At 70.4% G+C, this 16,001-nt stretch carries 15 protein-coding genes; 6 read left to right on the top strand and 9 right to left on the bottom strand.

The features are described 5' to 3' along the window. Positions 1–82: 82 nt before the first annotated feature. From NR798_RS03230 to NR798_RS03210, 5 genes are all read right to left on the bottom strand, one after another. Positions 83–814 (bottom strand): hypothetical protein, encoded by a 732-nt coding sequence (locus NR798_RS03230; protein ID WP_375769916.1) that lies wholly within the window; start codon positions 812–814, stop codon positions 83–85. Beyond that, positions 811–1,764, bottom strand: coding sequence for a hypothetical protein (locus NR798_RS03225; protein ID WP_375769915.1), 954 nt, complete (start codon positions 1,762–1,764; stop codon positions 811–813). The genes NR798_RS03230 and NR798_RS03225 overlap by 4 nt, the downstream gene beginning before the upstream one ends. Further along, positions 1,758–3,359 (bottom strand): pilus assembly protein TadG-related protein, encoded by a 1,602-nt coding sequence (locus tag NR798_RS03220; RefSeq protein ID WP_375769914.1) that lies wholly within the window; start codon positions 3,357–3,359, stop codon positions 1,758–1,760. Before NR798_RS03220 ends, NR798_RS03225 begins: the two co-directional genes overlap by 7 nt. Further along, entirely contained in the window at positions 3,359–4,174 is an 816-nt protein-coding gene (locus NR798_RS03215) for a TadE/TadG family type IV pilus assembly protein (protein ID WP_375769913.1), read from the bottom strand. The genes NR798_RS03220 and NR798_RS03215 overlap by 1 nt, the downstream gene beginning before the upstream one ends. Positions 4,175–4,281: 107 nt before the next feature. Next, positions 4,282–5,730, bottom strand: coding sequence for a sigma 54-interacting transcriptional regulator (locus tag NR798_RS03210; RefSeq protein ID WP_375769912.1), 1,449 nt, complete (start codon positions 5,728–5,730; stop codon positions 4,282–4,284). 70 nt (positions 5,731–5,800) lie between these two features. Between NR798_RS03210 and NR798_RS03205 the strand changes: the two genes are divergently transcribed. From NR798_RS03205 to NR798_RS03180, 6 genes are all read left to right on the top strand, one after another. Continuing rightward, positions 5,801–6,841, top strand: a complete 1,041-nt coding sequence (locus NR798_RS03205; protein WP_375769911.1) for a RimK family alpha-L-glutamate ligase — start codon at positions 5,801–5,803, stop codon at positions 6,839–6,841. A gap of 139 nt (positions 6,842–6,980) precedes the next feature. Further along, positions 6,981–7,652 carry a DsbA family protein gene (locus NR798_RS03200; RefSeq protein WP_375769910.1) on the top strand — a complete coding sequence of 224 codons (672 nt, stop codon included), beginning with the start codon at positions 6,981–6,983 and terminating at the stop codon, positions 7,650–7,652. Positions 7,653–7,786: 134 nt separating this feature from the next. Next, complete coding sequence (locus NR798_RS03195; protein ID WP_375769909.1) at positions 7,787–9,115, top strand: hypothetical protein; 1,329 nt, start codon at positions 7,787–7,789, stop codon at positions 9,113–9,115. Positions 9,116–9,297: 182 nt separating this feature from the next. Further along, positions 9,298–10,155 (top strand): carboxypeptidase-like regulatory domain-containing protein, encoded by an 858-nt coding sequence (locus tag NR798_RS03190; RefSeq protein ID WP_375769908.1) that lies wholly within the window; start codon positions 9,298–9,300, stop codon positions 10,153–10,155. Between the two features lie 154 nt (positions 10,156–10,309). Beyond that, a complete protein-coding gene (locus NR798_RS03185; protein ID WP_375769907.1) occupies positions 10,310–10,741 on the top strand; it encodes a hypothetical protein in 432 nt (143 codons plus the stop codon). A 39-nt stretch (positions 10,742–10,780) separates the two neighbouring features. Next, entirely contained in the window at positions 10,781–11,878 is a 1,098-nt protein-coding gene (locus NR798_RS03180) for an FAD-dependent oxidoreductase (protein ID WP_375769906.1), read from the top strand. Here the strand turns inward: NR798_RS03180 and NR798_RS03175 are convergent. The 4 genes from NR798_RS03175 to NR798_RS03160 form a co-directional block, all read right to left on the bottom strand. Further along, positions 11,871–12,503, bottom strand: a complete 633-nt coding sequence (locus NR798_RS03175) for a hypothetical protein (protein WP_375769905.1) — start codon at positions 12,501–12,503, stop codon at positions 11,871–11,873. The two genes, NR798_RS03180 and NR798_RS03175, sit on opposite strands and share 8 nt — an antisense overlap. Continuing rightward, on the bottom strand, positions 12,500–13,015 hold the full coding sequence (locus NR798_RS03170; RefSeq protein ID WP_375769904.1) for a hypothetical protein: 516 nt from the start codon (positions 13,013–13,015) through the stop codon (positions 12,500–12,502). Before NR798_RS03170 ends, NR798_RS03175 begins: the two co-directional genes overlap by 4 nt. A gap of 235 nt (positions 13,016–13,250) precedes the next feature. Next, positions 13,251–14,375 (bottom strand): TolB family protein, encoded by a 1,125-nt coding sequence (locus tag NR798_RS03165; RefSeq protein WP_375769903.1) that lies wholly within the window; start codon positions 14,373–14,375, stop codon positions 13,251–13,253. Between the two features lie 13 nt (positions 14,376–14,388). Next, on the bottom strand, positions 14,389–15,996 hold the full coding sequence (locus NR798_RS03160; protein ID WP_375769902.1) for an N-acetylmuramoyl-L-alanine amidase: 1,608 nt from the start codon (positions 15,994–15,996) through the stop codon (positions 14,389–14,391). Positions 15,997–16,001 lie beyond the last annotated feature (5 nt).

The raw sequence follows: 16,001 nt of genomic DNA, 5'->3' as shown, positions 1-16,001 counted from the left end.
CCGCAGGCGCTTCAATCCGCAAGCGCGCGTCCGTCGCCTCCCCGGCACCACGGTGGCGGGAGGAAGCCCCCCGCCAGGGGGCTCAGCGCTTGCCCGCCTGCGCCCGCGAGCGGACCGGCTGGGGGCCTTCCCGGACGTCCTCCTCCATCACGCGCTCGACGGCGGTGCGGAGCAGGACGATGACCGCCACGCGGCCCGGCTTCACCGGACGCACCGACACCCGCAGCTCCTCGCCATTGCGCCGCCAGGTGCCCGCGGACGTCTCGGAGAAGCCCGCCCCGCGCAGCTGCTCCCCGTAGAAGCCCTGCACCTTCTCCGGCTCGGCCTCGGCCAGGTACGTCATCGTGCGAGCGCCCTCCATCTCGCTCTGCATCATGTCCTTGCCCCCGGGGAAGACGGGGGCGAAGGCGGCCTTCTCCCGCCGGGCCATGCCCAGGTTGGCCTCGCCCAGGGTCACCGTGGTGGTGCCATCCGGGTTGGCCTGCAGCACGAAGGTGTAGGAGATGAGCCGGTTCGTATCCAGCGCGGTGAGCTGCGGCGCGGACAGCCACTGGGTGCGGTGATGGTCCGGGGGAATGTAGAAGCCCGCCGCCTCGAAGCGGTCCACCAGCTGCTGGAGGATGACCTGGGGCTTCTCGGCGCTCTTCACCGAGCGCAGCTTCACCGGGATGCCATCGGCCCGCATCACCCCCGGCATCTCCACCGACTCCAGCACCCGGGGCACGTCCCAGGTGAAGGGCACCGGCTGCTGCGCGGACGCGGCACCCGCGCCCCACAGCACCGCCAGCAGCACCAGCCCCAGCCGCACGCTCAAGGACACTTCCCCAGGAAGCAGCCCTGCCGCCTTCCGAAGGAGGTGTTGTACTCGGGGCTGCGGCTGCCCGCGCCCGGCGTCGTCTTCCAGTCGTTGGGGTCGCTGTCGCCGCCGTTCTCCTTCTCCTGGAAGCCGCTGTCCATGCCCCGGAAGCTCATCCAGAACGTGCCCGGGCTGATGGGGGCCTCGCCCACGATGGCGCGCGCCAGCTTCTCCGAGGCCCCATTCACCGCGTTGTGGGCGTCGTAGACCTTCTTCGCGGACCGGTAATAGGCATCATTGTCGCAGCCCGAGCCATCCAGCACCTCGCACTCCTGGCCCTCGGCGTTGCTGGACAGGCCCCAGTCATCCAGGAGGATGCCGAAGCCACCGGCGCAGTTGCCCCCCTTCGCACGGCCCAGGCCGCACACGGGGATGGCGCCCACGGTGTAGTGGGGCACGTCGAAGAAGGCGCCCCGCCCCTTGTCCAGGAAGTTGCGGGTGAACTTCTTCACGGGCGAGAGCTCCGCCTTCGCGGTGCAGCTCATCCCGCCCACGTTCTTGTAGACGCCGCTGGTGGAGGGCGAGGGCCCGAAGGAGATGCCCCCGGCCTGGCCGCAGGTGACCTCCAGGCCCTCGGCCGTGGTGAAGAGCTGGACCACCTTGGGCCGCCCCGTCTTGGAGGTGCGCCCGTCGAAGTCCTTGTAGCGATCGGTGGCGAGCTGGCCCGGCTTGCCCGAGCTGATGAGGTCGGTGAGGGCGTCGAAATCCTTGGGCAGCTCGTGCATCTTCGCGCTGGTGGTGTCCCACAGCGCGCTGGTGGCCGCCTCCTGCACCTTGAGGGACAGGTAGCCCACCTCGGCGAAATGGATGCCGAAGATGAGCACGGTGACGAAGAGCAAGAGCCCGAGCGCCAGCTCCGTGGTGCCCTGGCCGCGCCGTGCCCTCCTGCTGCCGCGGAGCCTTACCATCCCTTGTACCCCTTCTTCCTGAGCGCCTCGTAGGCCTCGGCGGCCCAGTCCACGTCGACAGGGCCCTTCTCCAGCGTGTCCTTCACGTCCTGGATTCCCTGGTCATCCACGTGGGCGGACACGAGCGTGGCCCGCCAGAAGGGGTTGAGGAAGTTGGGGGGCTCACGCCAGTACCTGGCGTCGCCCGAACGCCGGTAGTAGGCGATGCCCGCGGAGAGCGCCGTGGCCTTGGAGATGTCCCCGCCGCCGTTGGCCGGGGACAGCTTGATGCCGCGGTTGTCGAACTGGACGCCGCTCCTGTCCGGGGAGAAGCGGAAGCGGAACAGGAGGTTCCACGGGTCCGCCTGCCCCTCGCCGGGGCGCTGCCGGTAGTCGCGCTGGATGACGGCGTAGTTCTTGGGCTGGCCGAAGTTGTCCGCCCCGTCCGGCACCAGGTTGTAGTTGTAGTCCATGTGCGAGGGCCAGATGCCCGGGCACGCCGTGCACACGCCCATGGTGTGCCGCGTCTGGGCGTCGGGATCCTTGCCGCCGCCGGTCCACTCGTGCTCGTCGCTGGTGTCCGCCATGTGGTTGCTGCGCACGTGCGCATTGGCACCGGCCACGCCGGGCAACCTGTTGGGACACGGCGACTGGGCCCGGTTGAAGGTGATGCTCACCGAGCCGTGGTCATCCGCCCAGACCTCGGTGGCGTCGATGGTGTACCCGGAGTGGGTCATGCTCTGGCCGGGGAAGTAGCCACTGCCCGAGTTGGTGACGCTCACCAGGGTGTCCTGGTTGGGGATGATGTCCTTGAGCTTGCGCTGGATGGCCGCGCCCGCGCCGCGTCCGGTCACGAAGGCGTAGCCGCGGCTGCCCATGGCCGCATCCACGAAGTGCAGCTTCCTGCCGGCGTCCCGGCGGATGCAGGCGGCCCCCGGGCCCCCGCAGCCGTTGCCGCCCTCGAGCTCCCGCCTGTTGATGTTCGCCTGCAACGCCGACACGTCGGTGCCCCCGAAAGCCAGGCCCTTCCTGGCCTCGGTGACGATGTTCTGGGCCAGCCCTGGACGGATCACGCTCTGGTCGAGATCCGTCTCGTAGACATTCTTCTGCTCCTCCCAGATGGAGGAGAGCTGCAAGGCGGCCGCCTCGGCGCCCGCGGCCGTGTCCAGGCCGTCCCACTGGCCGTCGAGCTTCTTGTCCTCGTTCTCCAGGTCGCTCTGCGTCTGTTCGATGTCCAGGACGGCCTTGGTGGCGCACGCGCACGTGGAGGGGTTGGTGGTACAGGCCAGGACGAGGGCCGCGTACACCGCCTTGGGGATGTTGTAGGCGTTCTTGGCCCCGTGGATGGCGCCGCGGTAGTAGCTGCTCCAGGAGATGAGGCTCTCCACGCCCGTCATGGCCACCATGTGCCCCATGAGCGCGCGGTTCATCAGCGAGATGGAGTTGAAGGCGCGCGCGGTGGCCACCGCGTTGGAGTAGGCGGCGGCATCCGCCAGCGTCTGCAGCTCCATCTTCTCCTTGGCCTTCATGCCGATGGAGAGCGTCATCGTCACCATCAGCACCAGCAGCAGCAGGCTGAGCGCGAACACCACCAGGGTCTGTCCACGGCGTCTCATCACAGCCCCTCCGGAGTGGAACCGCAGTTCTGCTGCTCGAAGTGCACCGCGCGCGCGGGCGTCATCATCCGCATGCCGTAGGTGGCCTGGATGGGGAAGACGTACTGCTTGGAGCTGACCCGGGAGCTCAGCTCGTCCCGGATGAGCGGATCCAGGTTGATGACGCGCGCGGAGCTCTTCTGCCAGCCCGCCTTGGCGTCCGCCGGGTTGAGCGGGTTGGCGGCGTCGTAGTTCTTCAACCCCAGGTGGGCCAGCATCATGCGGCTGATGACCCAGTCCGCGAAGGGGATGCGCAGCCGGTACCAATAGATGAGGCGGACCTCCAGGCGCATGGCCTGCGAGCCGTCCCCCCGGGGCAGGTCGAATTTGGAGTCCTCCGCGCCGCTGATGTCCGCGGCCCGGGGCGACTCGCGCACCAGCCAGAAGATGGGGCCGTCGTGCTTGCCGTCCTTGCCCCGGCCCTTCTGGTACTTGGGGTCCGGATTGTCGGTGCTGGGGCCGATGCGCTCCTTCCACGCCGAGGCCAGCTTCTCCGCCGGCGAGCCGCCTCCGGAGCCACCCAGGTAGGGCGTCACGCTGGGCAGCAGCCCCGCCAGCGCCGCGTGCACCATGGGCACGCAGTCGCCGTGGTTGCGGCTGCCCGCGCGCACCGCCTGGAACGCCGCGTACTCGGCGATGATGCGCCCCTGCAGCATCATGAAGAGCTGCAGCGTGCCCAGCACCAGGAAGATGACCAGCGGAAGCGTCAGCGCGGCTTCCACCGCCGCCTGTCCGGATTGACGTCCCTGGGGGGGGTGGGAGTCCTCGGTACTCATATCAGTGCCTTTGTCCCACTCCAGCCCCGTCCTTCCCATCGGTCAACTGGACCGCCAGGGCCCGCCCGGCCGCCTGGTGGCCTCCACGGACGTCATGACGCACCGCATCACCGCGGCTTCATGCCCTTGGCGTCCAGGTGGTACTTCTTCACCAGGCGCTCGATGGACTTGCGGTGCAGGCCGCTCTCGCGGGCGGCGCGGGAGAGGTTGCCCTCGCAGCGGGTGAGGACGCTGGTGACGTACTCGCGCTCGAAGTTCTCCAGCAGCTGCTCCTTGGCGTCCTTGAAGGTGAGGTGCTCGTTGAAAGGCAGCGGCCCCTCGCGCTGCTGGCCGCGCACGCGGGGCGGCAGGTTGTCGGGCAGCACCTCCTCGCCCTCGCTGAAGGCCAGCACGTGCGAGAGCACGTTCATCAGCTCGCGCACGTTGCCCGGCCACGCGTAGGCCATCAGCAGCGACAGGGCCTCGGGGGAAATCCGCTTGCGGCCGTGCCGGGCCAGCACCTCGGGGTCCGCCAGCGCCCGCTTGAGGATCAGCGGAATGTCCTCGCGGCGCTCGCGCAGCGGCGGCAGCTGGAGGTTGATGACGGACAGGCGGAAGAAGAGGTCCTCGCGGAAGTTGCCCGCCGCGATCTCCTTGGGCAAGTCCCGGTTGGTGGCGGCGATGACGCGGCAGTCCACCTCCAGGGTGTCGTTGCCGCCCACGCGCCGCACCTCGCGGTTCTCCAGCACGCGCAAGAGCTTGGGCTGCAAGTCCAGCCGCAGCTCGCCCAGCTCGTCCAGGAAGATGGTGCCCCCGTGCGCCCGCTCGAAGGCGCCCGGCCGCGCCGTCATCGCCCCGGTGAAGGAGCCCTTCTCGTGGCCGAACAGCTCGCTCTCGATGAGGTTGGGCGGAATGGCGCCGCAGTCCAGCACCACCATGGGCCCCTTCTTGCGCCCGCTCAGCTCGTGGATGGCCCGCGCCACCAGCTCCTTGCCCGTGCCCGTCTCCCCTCCAATGATGACGGACACATCCATGGGGGCGATCTTCTTGATGAGCGCGAAGATCTGCCGCATCTTCACACTCTGTCCCACCAGCCCACACAGCTCGCCCTCACGGTCGGGCTCGACGGTGACTTCCTCGTCGATGGGGGCGAAGGTGAGGGTGGAGGAGCCGGCGCGAATCTGGGCGCCGGCCGAGAGGTAGGCGCGCTCAATGCGCCGGCCATCCAGGAAGGTGCCGTTGGTGGAGTTGAGGTCCACCAGGAGCCAGCCGCGCTCGGTGTTGATGATCTCGAAGTGGTGGCGGCTGGCGGTGCGGTCCTCGGCGAGCACCAGGTCGTTGGTGGGGTGGGCCCCACAGCGCAGACGCTCCTTGTCGGAGACGAGCGACTTGCCCTCGTCGGGCCCGGCGGACACCTGGATGCGGCACTTGCGCAGCTTGAGCGTGGTGCGCGACTCGAGCACCAGCACCTCGGTGCCCGAGCCGATGCCACCGTCGGGCGGGGCGACGATGGAGTCGAGACCGTTCTCTCCCGGATTGGTCATGACGTCGTCCGGGTGCGGTTCCTTGGGATTCATCACTTTCCGATGATAGCAAACACGGCCGACGCCACCTGCCCCCCGCCCGTGGTAGGCTCGCCCCCCTTCCATGCCCGCCAAGAAGGTCTCGTCCAAGAAGGCGCCCGCCCGGGCCCGCCCGAAGGCCCCCGCTCGCCCCGTCGAGCCACCGCCGTCCGACGCACCGGCCCCGCCGGCCCCCCGCCGCCCCCGGGCCAAGAAGACGGTGGTCATCCTCTCGCGCAAGCGGTCCCTGTACTCCACCCGGCGGCTGGTGGAGGCCATCAAGCAGCGGGGCCAACGCCCCCTGGTGCTGGACACCCTGCGCTGCACCATGGTGCTCGCCCCGGGCCAGCCGCGGATGCTCTACCGCGGGGTGGACATCAAGGGCGTGGACGTGGTCATCCCCCGCATTGGCGCCTCCATCACCGGCTATGGCCTGGCGGTGGTGAAGCACTTCGAGATGATGGGGGTGGCGGTGCTCAATGGCGCCAGCGCCATCTCCCAGAGCCGCGACAAGCTGCGGGCGCTCCAGCTCCTGTGCGCGGCCGGGCTGGACGTGCCCCGCACGGTGATGGCGCATGACCGCAGCAACGTGCGCAAGCTGGTGGAGGAGGTGGGCGGGCTGCCCGTCATCATCAAGCTGCTGCGCGGCACCCAGGGCGTGGGGGTGATGATCGCCCACTCCCTGCAGGAGCTGCAGACGATCCTCAACACCTTCTGGGACCTGGGGCAGGAGGTGGTGCTCCAGGAGTTCGTCGCCGAGAGCAAGGGCCGGGACGTGCGCGCCCTGGTGGTGGGCGCCAAGGTGGTGGGCGCCATGCAGCGGCGGGCCAAGAAGGGCGAGTTCCGCTCCAACATCCACCGCGGCGGCGAGGGCCACCCGGTGGAGCTGCCCGCTGCCTATATCGACGTGGCGGTGCGGGCCGCGCAGCTGCTCGGGCTGGAGATCGCCGGCGTGGACATGCTGGAGGGCCGCGCGGGGCCCAGGCTGATGGAGCTCAACTCCAGCCCGGGCTTCGAGGGCCTGGAGCGAGCGACGAAGCAGGACATCGCCGGGGCGATCGTCGACCACGCGCTCGCCCTCGCCCAGGCGCACGCGGCGGCTGGAGGCCAGCTACAGGCAGTATGAAGTGGGGCCCGTGGCGCTCGCGGAGCAGGCGGGCGGACGAGCCTCTTGCTCGGCTCTCCTGGGAATGGGCACCTACGCAAAATGTCGGAGGGGATTGGCAGTGGGAGCGCGACCTTCGTAATCTCCCCGGCGCTCGCACATGAAGCCCCTGCCCAAGCCCCTGCAGATCACCGTCTACCAGGATGTGTTGTGCTCCTGGTGCTACCTGGCCGACCTGCGGCTGGAAACCCTGAAACAGGAGTTCGGCGACCTCATTCGCTGGCGCGTGCGGCCGTACCCGCTGCGCGTCCACGACAAGAGGCCCACGGAGAAGGAGCTGCGCGGGTTGACGGAGGAGGTCCGCCGCGCCCAGCAGGAGCCGGAGCCGGCGGCGAAGCTGCTGACGACGGAGCTGTGGCAGGGCGGAGACGCGCCGCGCACCAGCATCCCCGCGCTGGCGGCACTGGAGGCGGCGCGGCTGCAGAGCCCCGCGGCGAGGAGCCACCTCGCGCGCGCCATGCAGCAGGCGGCGCTGGAGCAGGGCGTCAACGTCACGCGCACCGACGTCATCTTCGAGCTGGCCACCCGCGTGGGCCTGGACATGAGCCCCTTCTCGGCGGCGTACCACTCGGACGACACGCGCAAGCTCATCCTCGATGAGCACCAACTGGCCGTCAGCCGCGGCGTGCGCGGCGTGCCCACGCTCGTCATCGCCGGCCGGTGGATGGTGTGCGGCCTGCGCGACCTGTCCGAGTACCGCGAGCACATCCTCACGTGCCTCGGCAAGCTGCACACCCCGCGCGCCGGCTCGGCCGAGCGCGTGGTGCACTAGCGGCCGGCGCCGCGGGCCGGGGAAATGCCGGGAAACTGGGTGTTGAATATCCTCCGCGCCCGCCCGTCTGCTTCCCTGTCTTCACCGTGATGAACTGGGCGGGCCGGCCCTGCCACCAGCCCCGGAGAACCTCCATGCGTCGCCTTCTGCTCCTCACAGTCCCCACGGCCCTGGTGATGGGCTCCGGCTGTGTCGCTCACTACCACCAGCCCGGCTACTACTCGGACAGCACCCCCCCGGCCACCGTCTACCAGTACCGCTACTCGGGGCCCCACCCCGATGCGTACGGCGGCTGGTGCACCGAGTCGTACAACCACGTCCACGGCTACGCGCCCAGCGAGGTCAACGACTACACCTACTCGGAGGACGTGTACGTCTACCGGGCGCCGCGGGTCATCTGGTACCTCGACTACCACCCGATTCCGGGCGGCCATCACTGCTACATGCACGGCCGCCACAGCCACGACTACTTCCCGTACTCGTACTCGGGCAGCACGCACCGCTGGGACCGCGACCGCTCGGTGTACGTCTACAACAACTACCGTCCGCCTCCGCCGCCCCGTGACTGGGACAACGGCCACGACGCCTCGCCCGTGAACGGCGGCGGCAACCGGCCTTCGCCCGGCAACGGCGGCTGGGGCAACTCCCACCAGCCCTCGCCCCCTCCGGGCACCGGCACCGGCTCGCGCCCGCCGACGAGCGGTGGCGGCTGGGGCAACCCGAATCCTCCCCCCTCCAACGGCGGCTGGGGCAACTCCCAGCAGCCTCCTCCTCCTCCGGGCACCGGCACCGGCTCGCGCCCGCCGGTGAGCGACAACGACAGCCCCAACCGGCCTCCGCCCAGCAACGGCGGCGGCTGGGGCAACGGCAACAACCCTCCCCCGGGCCACGGCGGCACGCCTCCGGGACAGGGCGGGACTCCGCCCGGACAGGGCGGCTGGGGCAACCCGCCCGGCCACACCAACAACCCGGGCCGTGGCGGCAATGATGACGCTCCGCCTCCTCCTCGTGGCGGCGGCTGGGGCAACGGCGGCGGCCAGGACCGCGACAACGAGGACCGTCCTCGTGGCGGCGGCCGGGACAATGAGGACCGTCCCCGTGGCGGCGGCTGGGGCAACGGCGGCGGCAACAGCGGCGGTGGCAACAGCGGCGGCAACAGCCCTCCGCCTCCTCCGCCCCGTGACAACGGCAACAGCGGCGGTGGCAACAGCGGCGGCGGTTGGGGCAACGGTGGTGGCAACAGCGGCGGCGGCAACAGCTCTCCGCCTCCTCCCCGTGGCAACAGCGGCAACAGCGGCGGTGGCAACAGCGGCGGCGGCTGGGGCAACGGTGGCGGCAGCAGCGGCGGTGGCAACAGCTCTCCGCCTCCTCCCCGTGGCAACAGCGGCAACAGCGGCGGTGGCAACAGCGGCGGTAGCAGCAACAGCAACAGCAACGGGAATGGCTGGGGCCGTCGCAAGTAGGCCGTGACTTCCCGCTGTAGGTGACTCGAGGGCCGCATCCTTCCTCTCGCGAGGCAGGGGCGGCCCTCGGTGTTTTCCACTTGTGAGCACCTCACGGCGAAGTGTTCCGTCTCCCACGGGACGTCCGGGGCCCGGGGGTGGATTGCCGATGCGAGGGAGCGTGGAGATCTTGGCGCGCAGTCATGATGCGTCCGAGTCTCGTCCTCTGCTGTGCTCTCCTCGGGCTCGCCCCGGCCGCCTGTGGCGGCTCCGTGGACCCGGATCCTGGTGTCGACCGCAGTGACAGCACGATGGTGGATCTCGACCACCTGGCCATCACCGTCTCCGGTCACGCCGAGCTCTTCCCCGAGGCTGCCCGCCTGCTCGAAGCCCAGGGCCGGCCGGCGCCCTCGCTCGACGGGCTCTCCCTCACCCTGGAGGAGCCCCTGCGCGTGGGGGTGAGCGATGCGGACTCCGTCCTCGGACAGAGCGCCATCGGCTCCGCGGGCGAGTTCTCCGTGCCCGAAGTGCCCGTGCGCGACATCCACATGAGCCTCGCCGCCCGCTTCGAGCACGAGGGCTTCGTGCGCAGCTCCACGGTCGTCTTCGACACCGTCTTCACCCGCACCCGGCCGCGCACCGACATCATCGGCGCCCGGGTCTGGGCCCTGCCCACCTCCTTCCACGACGCCCTCACCCGGGCCGTCGGCGAGTCGTGGATCCGCGCCCATACCAATGACCGGGCCCGCACACTGCGCGAGGCCGGCTTCATCCTCGGCCGCGTCGTGGATGCCTCGGGCGCGCCTGTCGCCGGGGCCCGCGTGGTGCTCGACCGCGGCGACCTCGCCCACCGCGTCTACTACCCCGCTCCGGACTTCCTGAGCTCCACCCAGGACGCCACCAGCGCCACCGGCCTCTTCCTCTACGTACACTCCGGCGCGGCGGCGGAGACCTTCAGCCTCTCCATCCAGGGCTCCAAGGACTACCAGGCCCGCAACGCGGGAGCCGCCGCGGGCATGGGACTCGTCCTCACCCTGTATCCCGGCAACACCCCTCCGTAGCGGCCAGGACGGCAGGCGGCCTGGCGGGGGCTCTTCCATCCGGTTGCTCTCCGCGCGTTCTCACGCGCCCTCGTGGTCCTCCTCGCCGCTCCGGCCACGGGGCGGGCCTCGTGCCTCCACCCACCCCAAGCTTGGGGGAAACGAGGTGGAGCGCATGGAACGACAGCGAACGACGGGATACGGAGAGCGGCTGGTGCGACTCGACACCCCCGAGGACCGGGGCCGCGTGGTGCGACGGGTCCCCCCGCGGCGCAGCAGCATCGTCGCGGGCACCCTGTGGATGGTCTTCCTCAGCCTCCTTCTCGTCTTCCTCCCCCTCGTCAACGGCTTCGTCGGAGGCCTCGTCGGTGGCTACAAGGTCGGCACCGTCGGCCGCGCCCTCACCGCCGCCGTGCTGCCCGCCGTCCTCATCGCCGCGGGCATCTGGGTGCTGTTCACCGTGCTCCACCTGCCCCTCATCGGGCTGCTGTCGGCAGCGGCCATCGGCGTCGCCGTGGCGCTCTCCGAGGTGGGCCTGTTCCTCGGCGCCGCGCTCGGAGGCCTGCTCAGGGCCAACCGCGGCGTCCGGCGCGAGGTGATTGTGTGAGCCCGGTCCGCGGCGCGCCGTGAGGTACGGTGGCGCCCCGTGAAACGCCTCGTCCTCGCTGGCCCCGGTCACGCGCACCTCTTCGTGCTGGAGGCCCTGGCCCGCGCCCGCTGGCCGGGAGTGGAGACGGTGCTGGTGTCGCGGGGGCGCACGCAGCTCTACAGCGGGAGGGTGCCGGGCTACCTGGCGGGGCAGTACGCGTTGGAGGCGCTGAGCTTCGACCTGGAGGGACTCGCGCGAGCGGCCGGAGCGCGGCTGGAGCCGGGCGGCGTCACGGGCCTGGACGCGGACCGGCGGGAGCTGCGGCTGGGAGACGGGCGGACGCTGGCGTACGACGCGGCGAGCTTCGACATCGGCTCACTGCCCGCGGGCGACTCGGTGCCCGGGGTGCGCGAGCACGCGGTGTCCCTCAAGCCGCTGGAGGGGGCCCTCTCCCGTCTCGCGGCGAACCAGGCGACAGGCCCGCTGCTGGTGGTGGGCGGTGGCGCGGCGGGCGTGGAGCTGGCGCTGTGCCTCCAGGCGCGCACGGGCCGGCCCACGGTGCTGCTCGAGGACGGGCCCCAGGTACCCCGGGGTGCCTCCCGCGCGGCCGCGCGCCGGGTGCGTGGACTGCTGGAGCGCCGGGGAATCCACCTGCGCCTGGAGTGCCGGGTGACGGCACTGGAAGCGGGCGTGGCGCACCTGGACTCGGGCGAGCGGCTCGCCTTCGGCACGTGCGTGTGGGCCACGGGAGCGCGGGCACCGGAGCTCTTCGCCTCGAGCGGTGCGGCCGTGGACGCCCAGGGCTACCTCGCGGTGAAGGACACGCTGGAGAGCCCCTCACACCCGGGACTCTTCGCGGCGGGAGACTGCGCGGGCTTCCTCAGCGGACAACACGTGCCGAAGGCCGGCGTGTACGCGGTGAGGCAGGGGCCGGTGCTGCGGCACAACCTGCACGCCTTCCTCACGGGCTCGGGCACGCCGAGGCCCTACCGGGCCCAATCCGGCTTTCTCTCGCTGCTCAACGCGGGAGACGGCACCGCGGTGGGCGAGTGGAAGGGACTGGCCTTCCACGGCCGCGCCCCGTGGCGGTTGAAGGACTTCATCGACGGGCGCTTCATGGCGCGCTTCCAGCGGCTGGCCACGCCCCTCACGTGACCGCGGGCTCCTGCGCCTCGGACGAGGGGTTCGCACCGGCCCCGAGCGCCAGCTGCAGCGCCCGGACGAAGGCCTCGAAGCTCTTGTCCCGGGTGCGGATCCGCTCGGGCTCCAGGTAGCGCGCCACCCGCTTCTGCTCTCTGTCACTCCAATCTCCGAGCAACTGCCTCAAGAGCGCCTCGGGCCGGCCTCGCGCACGAGAGGTCCCTTCCGGAAGGTGCGTTCCAGCAACCCGCTCGAGGGCCTTCCCGTCTGCGAGCACCCAACTCGCGATGGCGGGCACCGCGGGCACCAGGAGCACCCGCTCGGACACACCTGCCTTGATGAGCGGGAGTTGGATCTCCCGGAGCAGGCCGGCGATGCGCTGCTTGTCCCGGGTGTGCGTGTCGAAGACGACGATGACCCGCTCGTAGCCCCTGCCGGACAGGATGAGCACGATGGAGAGAATGCCCATGATGTGAGGCGCGCCAAACAACCGCACCGTCTCGAAGCATGGCGGTTCCTCCAGGCGCAGCCGCGTCACGACCTTGCGAGCCAATGCCTCCACGAGCCACTTGCCCTCGTTGCCCTCGACGATGAATGCAACCTTCGGGCGGCCAGACAGCTTGAAAGACCTTCTCTTCATCGGGGCCTCCAACTCTCCAGGAGCGTCATGTAGGGGAGGTGGCACTCCCCGAAATGCGCCGCGTGTCGGAGCTTCAGGTCGAGCACCTCGCGGAACGAGTGCGCGGGAGACAGCGCGTCATCGAGGTCGTGCTCGTTGAAGAGCACGGTGTTGATCTCCTTGCCCCAGGTCAGGGCCCGGATGGCGCCCTTGCTGAACTCCGCTCCGAGGTAGAGGAACACCCCGAGCGTCCCTGTCAGCTTGCCCTCGAGCTTTCCCCGGAAGGCGAACACATCCCCCACCGACACCCGCGCCCTCCACCGGGCCTCCAGCAGGAAGTGCCGGTGTCCGTCCATGAAGGAGATGTCGATCTCCTCCCCAGGTGGCCGGGTGTTGCGCCGGGGGTGCAATGACTCGGACTCGAGCAGCTCGTAGACGAGTCCCTCGAGCCGGCGGCCCCGCTCCTGTCCCTCCGGCTGACCCCTCTTCAGCGCCTCGTACTCCCTCCTCAGGGCGGCCTTCCCGCGTCCCATTCCCCCGCACCTCCCCTCCCGGACAGGCCCCCTGGCCTCTCCCTCACTGAACCTGCCCAGTATAGCGGAGGGCCTGACGTCTCAGGTCAGGTAGTCTGCGGTCCGTTCTCGGGAATGGCAAGGTGCCCCGGGGAGCTCCAGCGAGCTCAGGACCCGGGGGGCTTCTTCAAGTGGGGAACCCGGGGCACGGATACCCTCACCCCGACCCTCTCCCGAGGGGAGAGGGGAAATCGGCTCAGGTGCCCGCGGGCAGCGGCGCCTTCGGCACGAACCAGCGCGGCAACCAGTCCGCGCCCTTCGTGTTCGTCAACTGCGTCTGGCCGCTCCCGTCCGCCCTCATCAGGAACAGCTCCACGTCTCCCGTGCGCTCCGAGGCGAACACCAGGTACTTCCCATCCGGGCTCCACTCCGGCTGGTCATCCGTGCTCTTCCCATCCGTCAGCGCCACCGGCTCCCCACCCGCCATGTCCGCCACCCAGATGCGCGCCTTCTGGTCCGTCGCCCGCCCCACGAAGGCCAGCTTCTTCCCGTCCGGACTCCACGCCGGCTCCCGCTCCTCGCCCGTCTGCTGGGTGCCAGACACCGCCCGCAGCTCCGTCCCGTCCGGCTTCACCACGAACACCCGCACCCGCCCCTCCCGGTCGCTCACGAACGAGATCCACTTCCCGTCCGGGCTCCACTTCGGCGCCATGTCCTCCTTGTGGAACGACGTCAGCCGCCGCACATCCGTCCCGTCCGCCTTCATCACGTAGATTTCCGGATCGCCCGTGCGGCTGGACGCGAACACCACCTGCGTCCCGTCCGGAGACACGCTCGGCTCGAAGTTGCCCTCGGGCGCCTCGGTCAGCCGCGCCACCTCCGCGCCCGCGCGCGGCGCCTGCTTCACCACGTCACTGAAGCCCTGCGCGTCCGACTCGGCCACGAACCAGCTGCCGTCCGGCGACCAGCTCGGGTTGCGCGCCCGGCCCCGCGGCGGCGACACCATCACCACCGGTCCACCGTCCAGCGGTGCCAGCCTCAGCTGCTCCACGTGCACCCCCTGCACCTCCGCCGCCGCCACCACCAACAGCGACGCGCCATCCGGAGACGGCGCGCCGGGGTACTCGTCCTCGGGACCTCGCGTCAGCTGCGACTGCTCACCCGTGGCGGGCCGCACCAGCCAGACATCCTTCTGGGGCGCTCGCTCCGACACGAAGGCAATCACTCCCGGCAACCCCCTCCGCTCCTGCTCGGAGAGGGGCCCGGAGCCGGACGCGCCCGAGCCACACGTGCCCGCCTTGCATCCGGCCCCGAGCAGGGCGAGCACGGCCAACCGCCGCACCCCGCCCCGCCACGCTTGTTTCGCGAAGTCCCGAGTCATCACGCCACTTCTATTACCGCACCTGCACGGCGTCCGCGATGACCTGGTAGCCCGCCGTGGTCCAGCGGCTCAGCTGCACCTTGTTCCAGCCAGCCGTGAAGCTGTAGGTGCCCAGCGTGTTCCACCGGCCGCCGTTGATCTGCTGGTTCACGTTCACCGTGGCCAGCTTCGTGCCGCTCGCGTTGTAGACGATGAAGGGCGCGGTCGTCGAACGGTCCGTCGCCGAGGTCCACCAGGCGTCGATCGTCTTGGTGGCCGCCGCGGGCAGGTAGAAGTAGAACGTCACCGGCTCCGACACCGCCGCCGTGGGCGAGGCGTAGTAGCCCGAGCCGTAGTAGCCGCCCACGTTCGTGGAGGACACCCAGCTGGTGCCCGTCACCTCGATGTAGCCCTTGGAGGTGTCGTTGTTGGCCTGGTTGCTGTCGATGATGATGCTGCCCGTGCTACCGCCACCGCAGTAGCCCTGGATCTTGCTGATGTACGTGCTCCACGGCCAGTTGGGGCCCGGGTCCGTGCGGGTGGCGGGCTGCAGCCGGCCGTGCGCCACGATGTGGTAGCTGTCACGGACAATCCCCTGGCTCTGGGTGATGTCGCACGTCAGCTTCGCCGACGCGTCGATCTGCCCGGCCGGGAAGGACGTCTGGCTGGCGAAACCGCCGTGCTCGATGCCCACCGCGAAGTTGTTCACCGACGTGCCGTTGAGGCCGCACATCACGCTGCCGTTGAGGCTGCAGTCGTAGCTGGCGCCCACGTGCCAGCCGCGGTTGGCCTCGGTCACCAGCTGGGAGATCTCCGAGCCGCTCTCGTTCACCACGTAGTGCGCGCTCACGCCGGAGGCGCTGTTCACCAGCCAGCTCCAGCAGCTCGAGTAGCTGCCCTCGCAGGTGTGGATGACGACCATGGAGATGTCCGTGCCCGCCGGACGCGAGTTGTAGTTGGGCGAGGGCCGCCAGATGGCCGGGGCGTAGTCCGCGCTCATCGAGCGCACCACGCCCGCGGAGGCGAACTTCGCCTGCACCTGGTTGGGCAGCAGCGCCACGGCCAGGTCTCCCGCGGGCGTCTGGGCCACCGCGCCCTTGCGCAGGATGTCATACACACCCTGGTGGACGTACTGGGCCTGCGCCTCGACGTTGTCGATGCCGCTGAGCTTCGCGGCGGCCGGGGCCCACGCGCCCAGGTCCGCACGCTCCACCTTCAGCTCGTTGGCGTACGAGGACAGCAGCGCCGCGGCGGCCCGGATGTTGGCCTCGGGCTGGGTGCGCACCGCCTCCTCGGACACGCCGGCCAGGCGCGCGCCCTCGGAGAGCTGCGCACCGCGCAGGCCCATCAGACCGTACGCCGCGGGCAGGCCCTCGAACTCCACCTGGCCCTGCACCATCTCCCACCGGGTCTCGGTGTAGGAGATGGCCTTGAGCAGATCGGCCGGAACGCCGAAGTCCGCACCGGCCTTGGCGAAGGCGGCGTCCAGCTCGTACGGGGTGCGCTCGGCCTCGCGCTGGGCGGGGGTGCGAGAGTCCTCGGTGGCGGCCGGGGTGGTGGGGGGGGTGGGCTCCTGCGGACCGCAGGCAGCCAGGGCGAGGGCAGCGGCCAGGGTGGCCAGAGGCTTACGGAACGGGTGCATGGACA

Source organism: Archangium gephyra (assembly GCF_042230915.1).
GTDB lineage: Bacteria > Myxococcota > Myxococcia > Myxococcales > Myxococcaceae > Archangium > Archangium gephyra_B.
Note: the sequence above shows the minus strand (reverse complement) of the source record. Positions and strands in the feature narration are given on the sequence as shown.

Bases quoted from the DNA above. Each gene is read 5' to 3' on its own strand.
- NR798_RS03225 (WP_375769915.1), bottom strand. From the start codon at position 1,764: ATGGTAAGGCTCCGCGGCAGCAGGAGGGCACGGCGCGGCCAGGGCACC.
- NR798_RS03220 (WP_375769914.1), bottom strand. From the start codon at position 3,359: ATGAGACGCCGTGGACAGACCCTGGTGGTGTTCGCGCTCAGCCTGCTG.
- NR798_RS03215 (WP_375769913.1), bottom strand. From the start codon at position 4,174: ATGAGTACCGAGGACTCCCACCCCCCCCAGGGACGTCAATCCGGACAG.
- NR798_RS03210 (WP_375769912.1), bottom strand. From the start codon at position 5,730: ATGAATCCCAAGGAACCGCACCCGGACGACGTCATGACCAATCCGGGA.
- NR798_RS03205 (WP_375769911.1), top strand. From the start codon at position 5,801: ATGCCCGCCAAGAAGGTCTCGTCCAAGAAGGCGCCCGCCCGGGCCCGC.
- NR798_RS03200 (WP_375769910.1), top strand. From the start codon at position 6,981: ATGAAGCCCCTGCCCAAGCCCCTGCAGATCACCGTCTACCAGGATGTG.
- NR798_RS03195 (WP_375769909.1), top strand. From the start codon at position 7,787: ATGCGTCGCCTTCTGCTCCTCACAGTCCCCACGGCCCTGGTGATGGGC.
- NR798_RS03190 (WP_375769908.1), top strand. From the start codon at position 9,298: ATGATGCGTCCGAGTCTCGTCCTCTGCTGTGCTCTCCTCGGGCTCGCC.
- NR798_RS03185 (WP_375769907.1), top strand. From the start codon at position 10,310: ATGGAACGACAGCGAACGACGGGATACGGAGAGCGGCTGGTGCGACTC.
- NR798_RS03175 (WP_375769905.1), bottom strand. From the start codon at position 12,503: ATGAAGAGAAGGTCTTTCAAGCTGTCTGGCCGCCCGAAGGTTGCATTC.
- NR798_RS03170 (WP_375769904.1), bottom strand. From the start codon at position 13,015: ATGGGACGCGGGAAGGCCGCCCTGAGGAGGGAGTACGAGGCGCTGAAG.
- NR798_RS03165 (WP_375769903.1), bottom strand. From the start codon at position 14,375: ATGACTCGGGACTTCGCGAAACAAGCGTGGCGGGGCGGGGTGCGGCGG.
- NR798_RS03160 (WP_375769902.1), bottom strand. From the start codon at position 15,996: ATGCACCCGTTCCGTAAGCCTCTGGCCACCCTGGCCGCTGCCCTCGCC.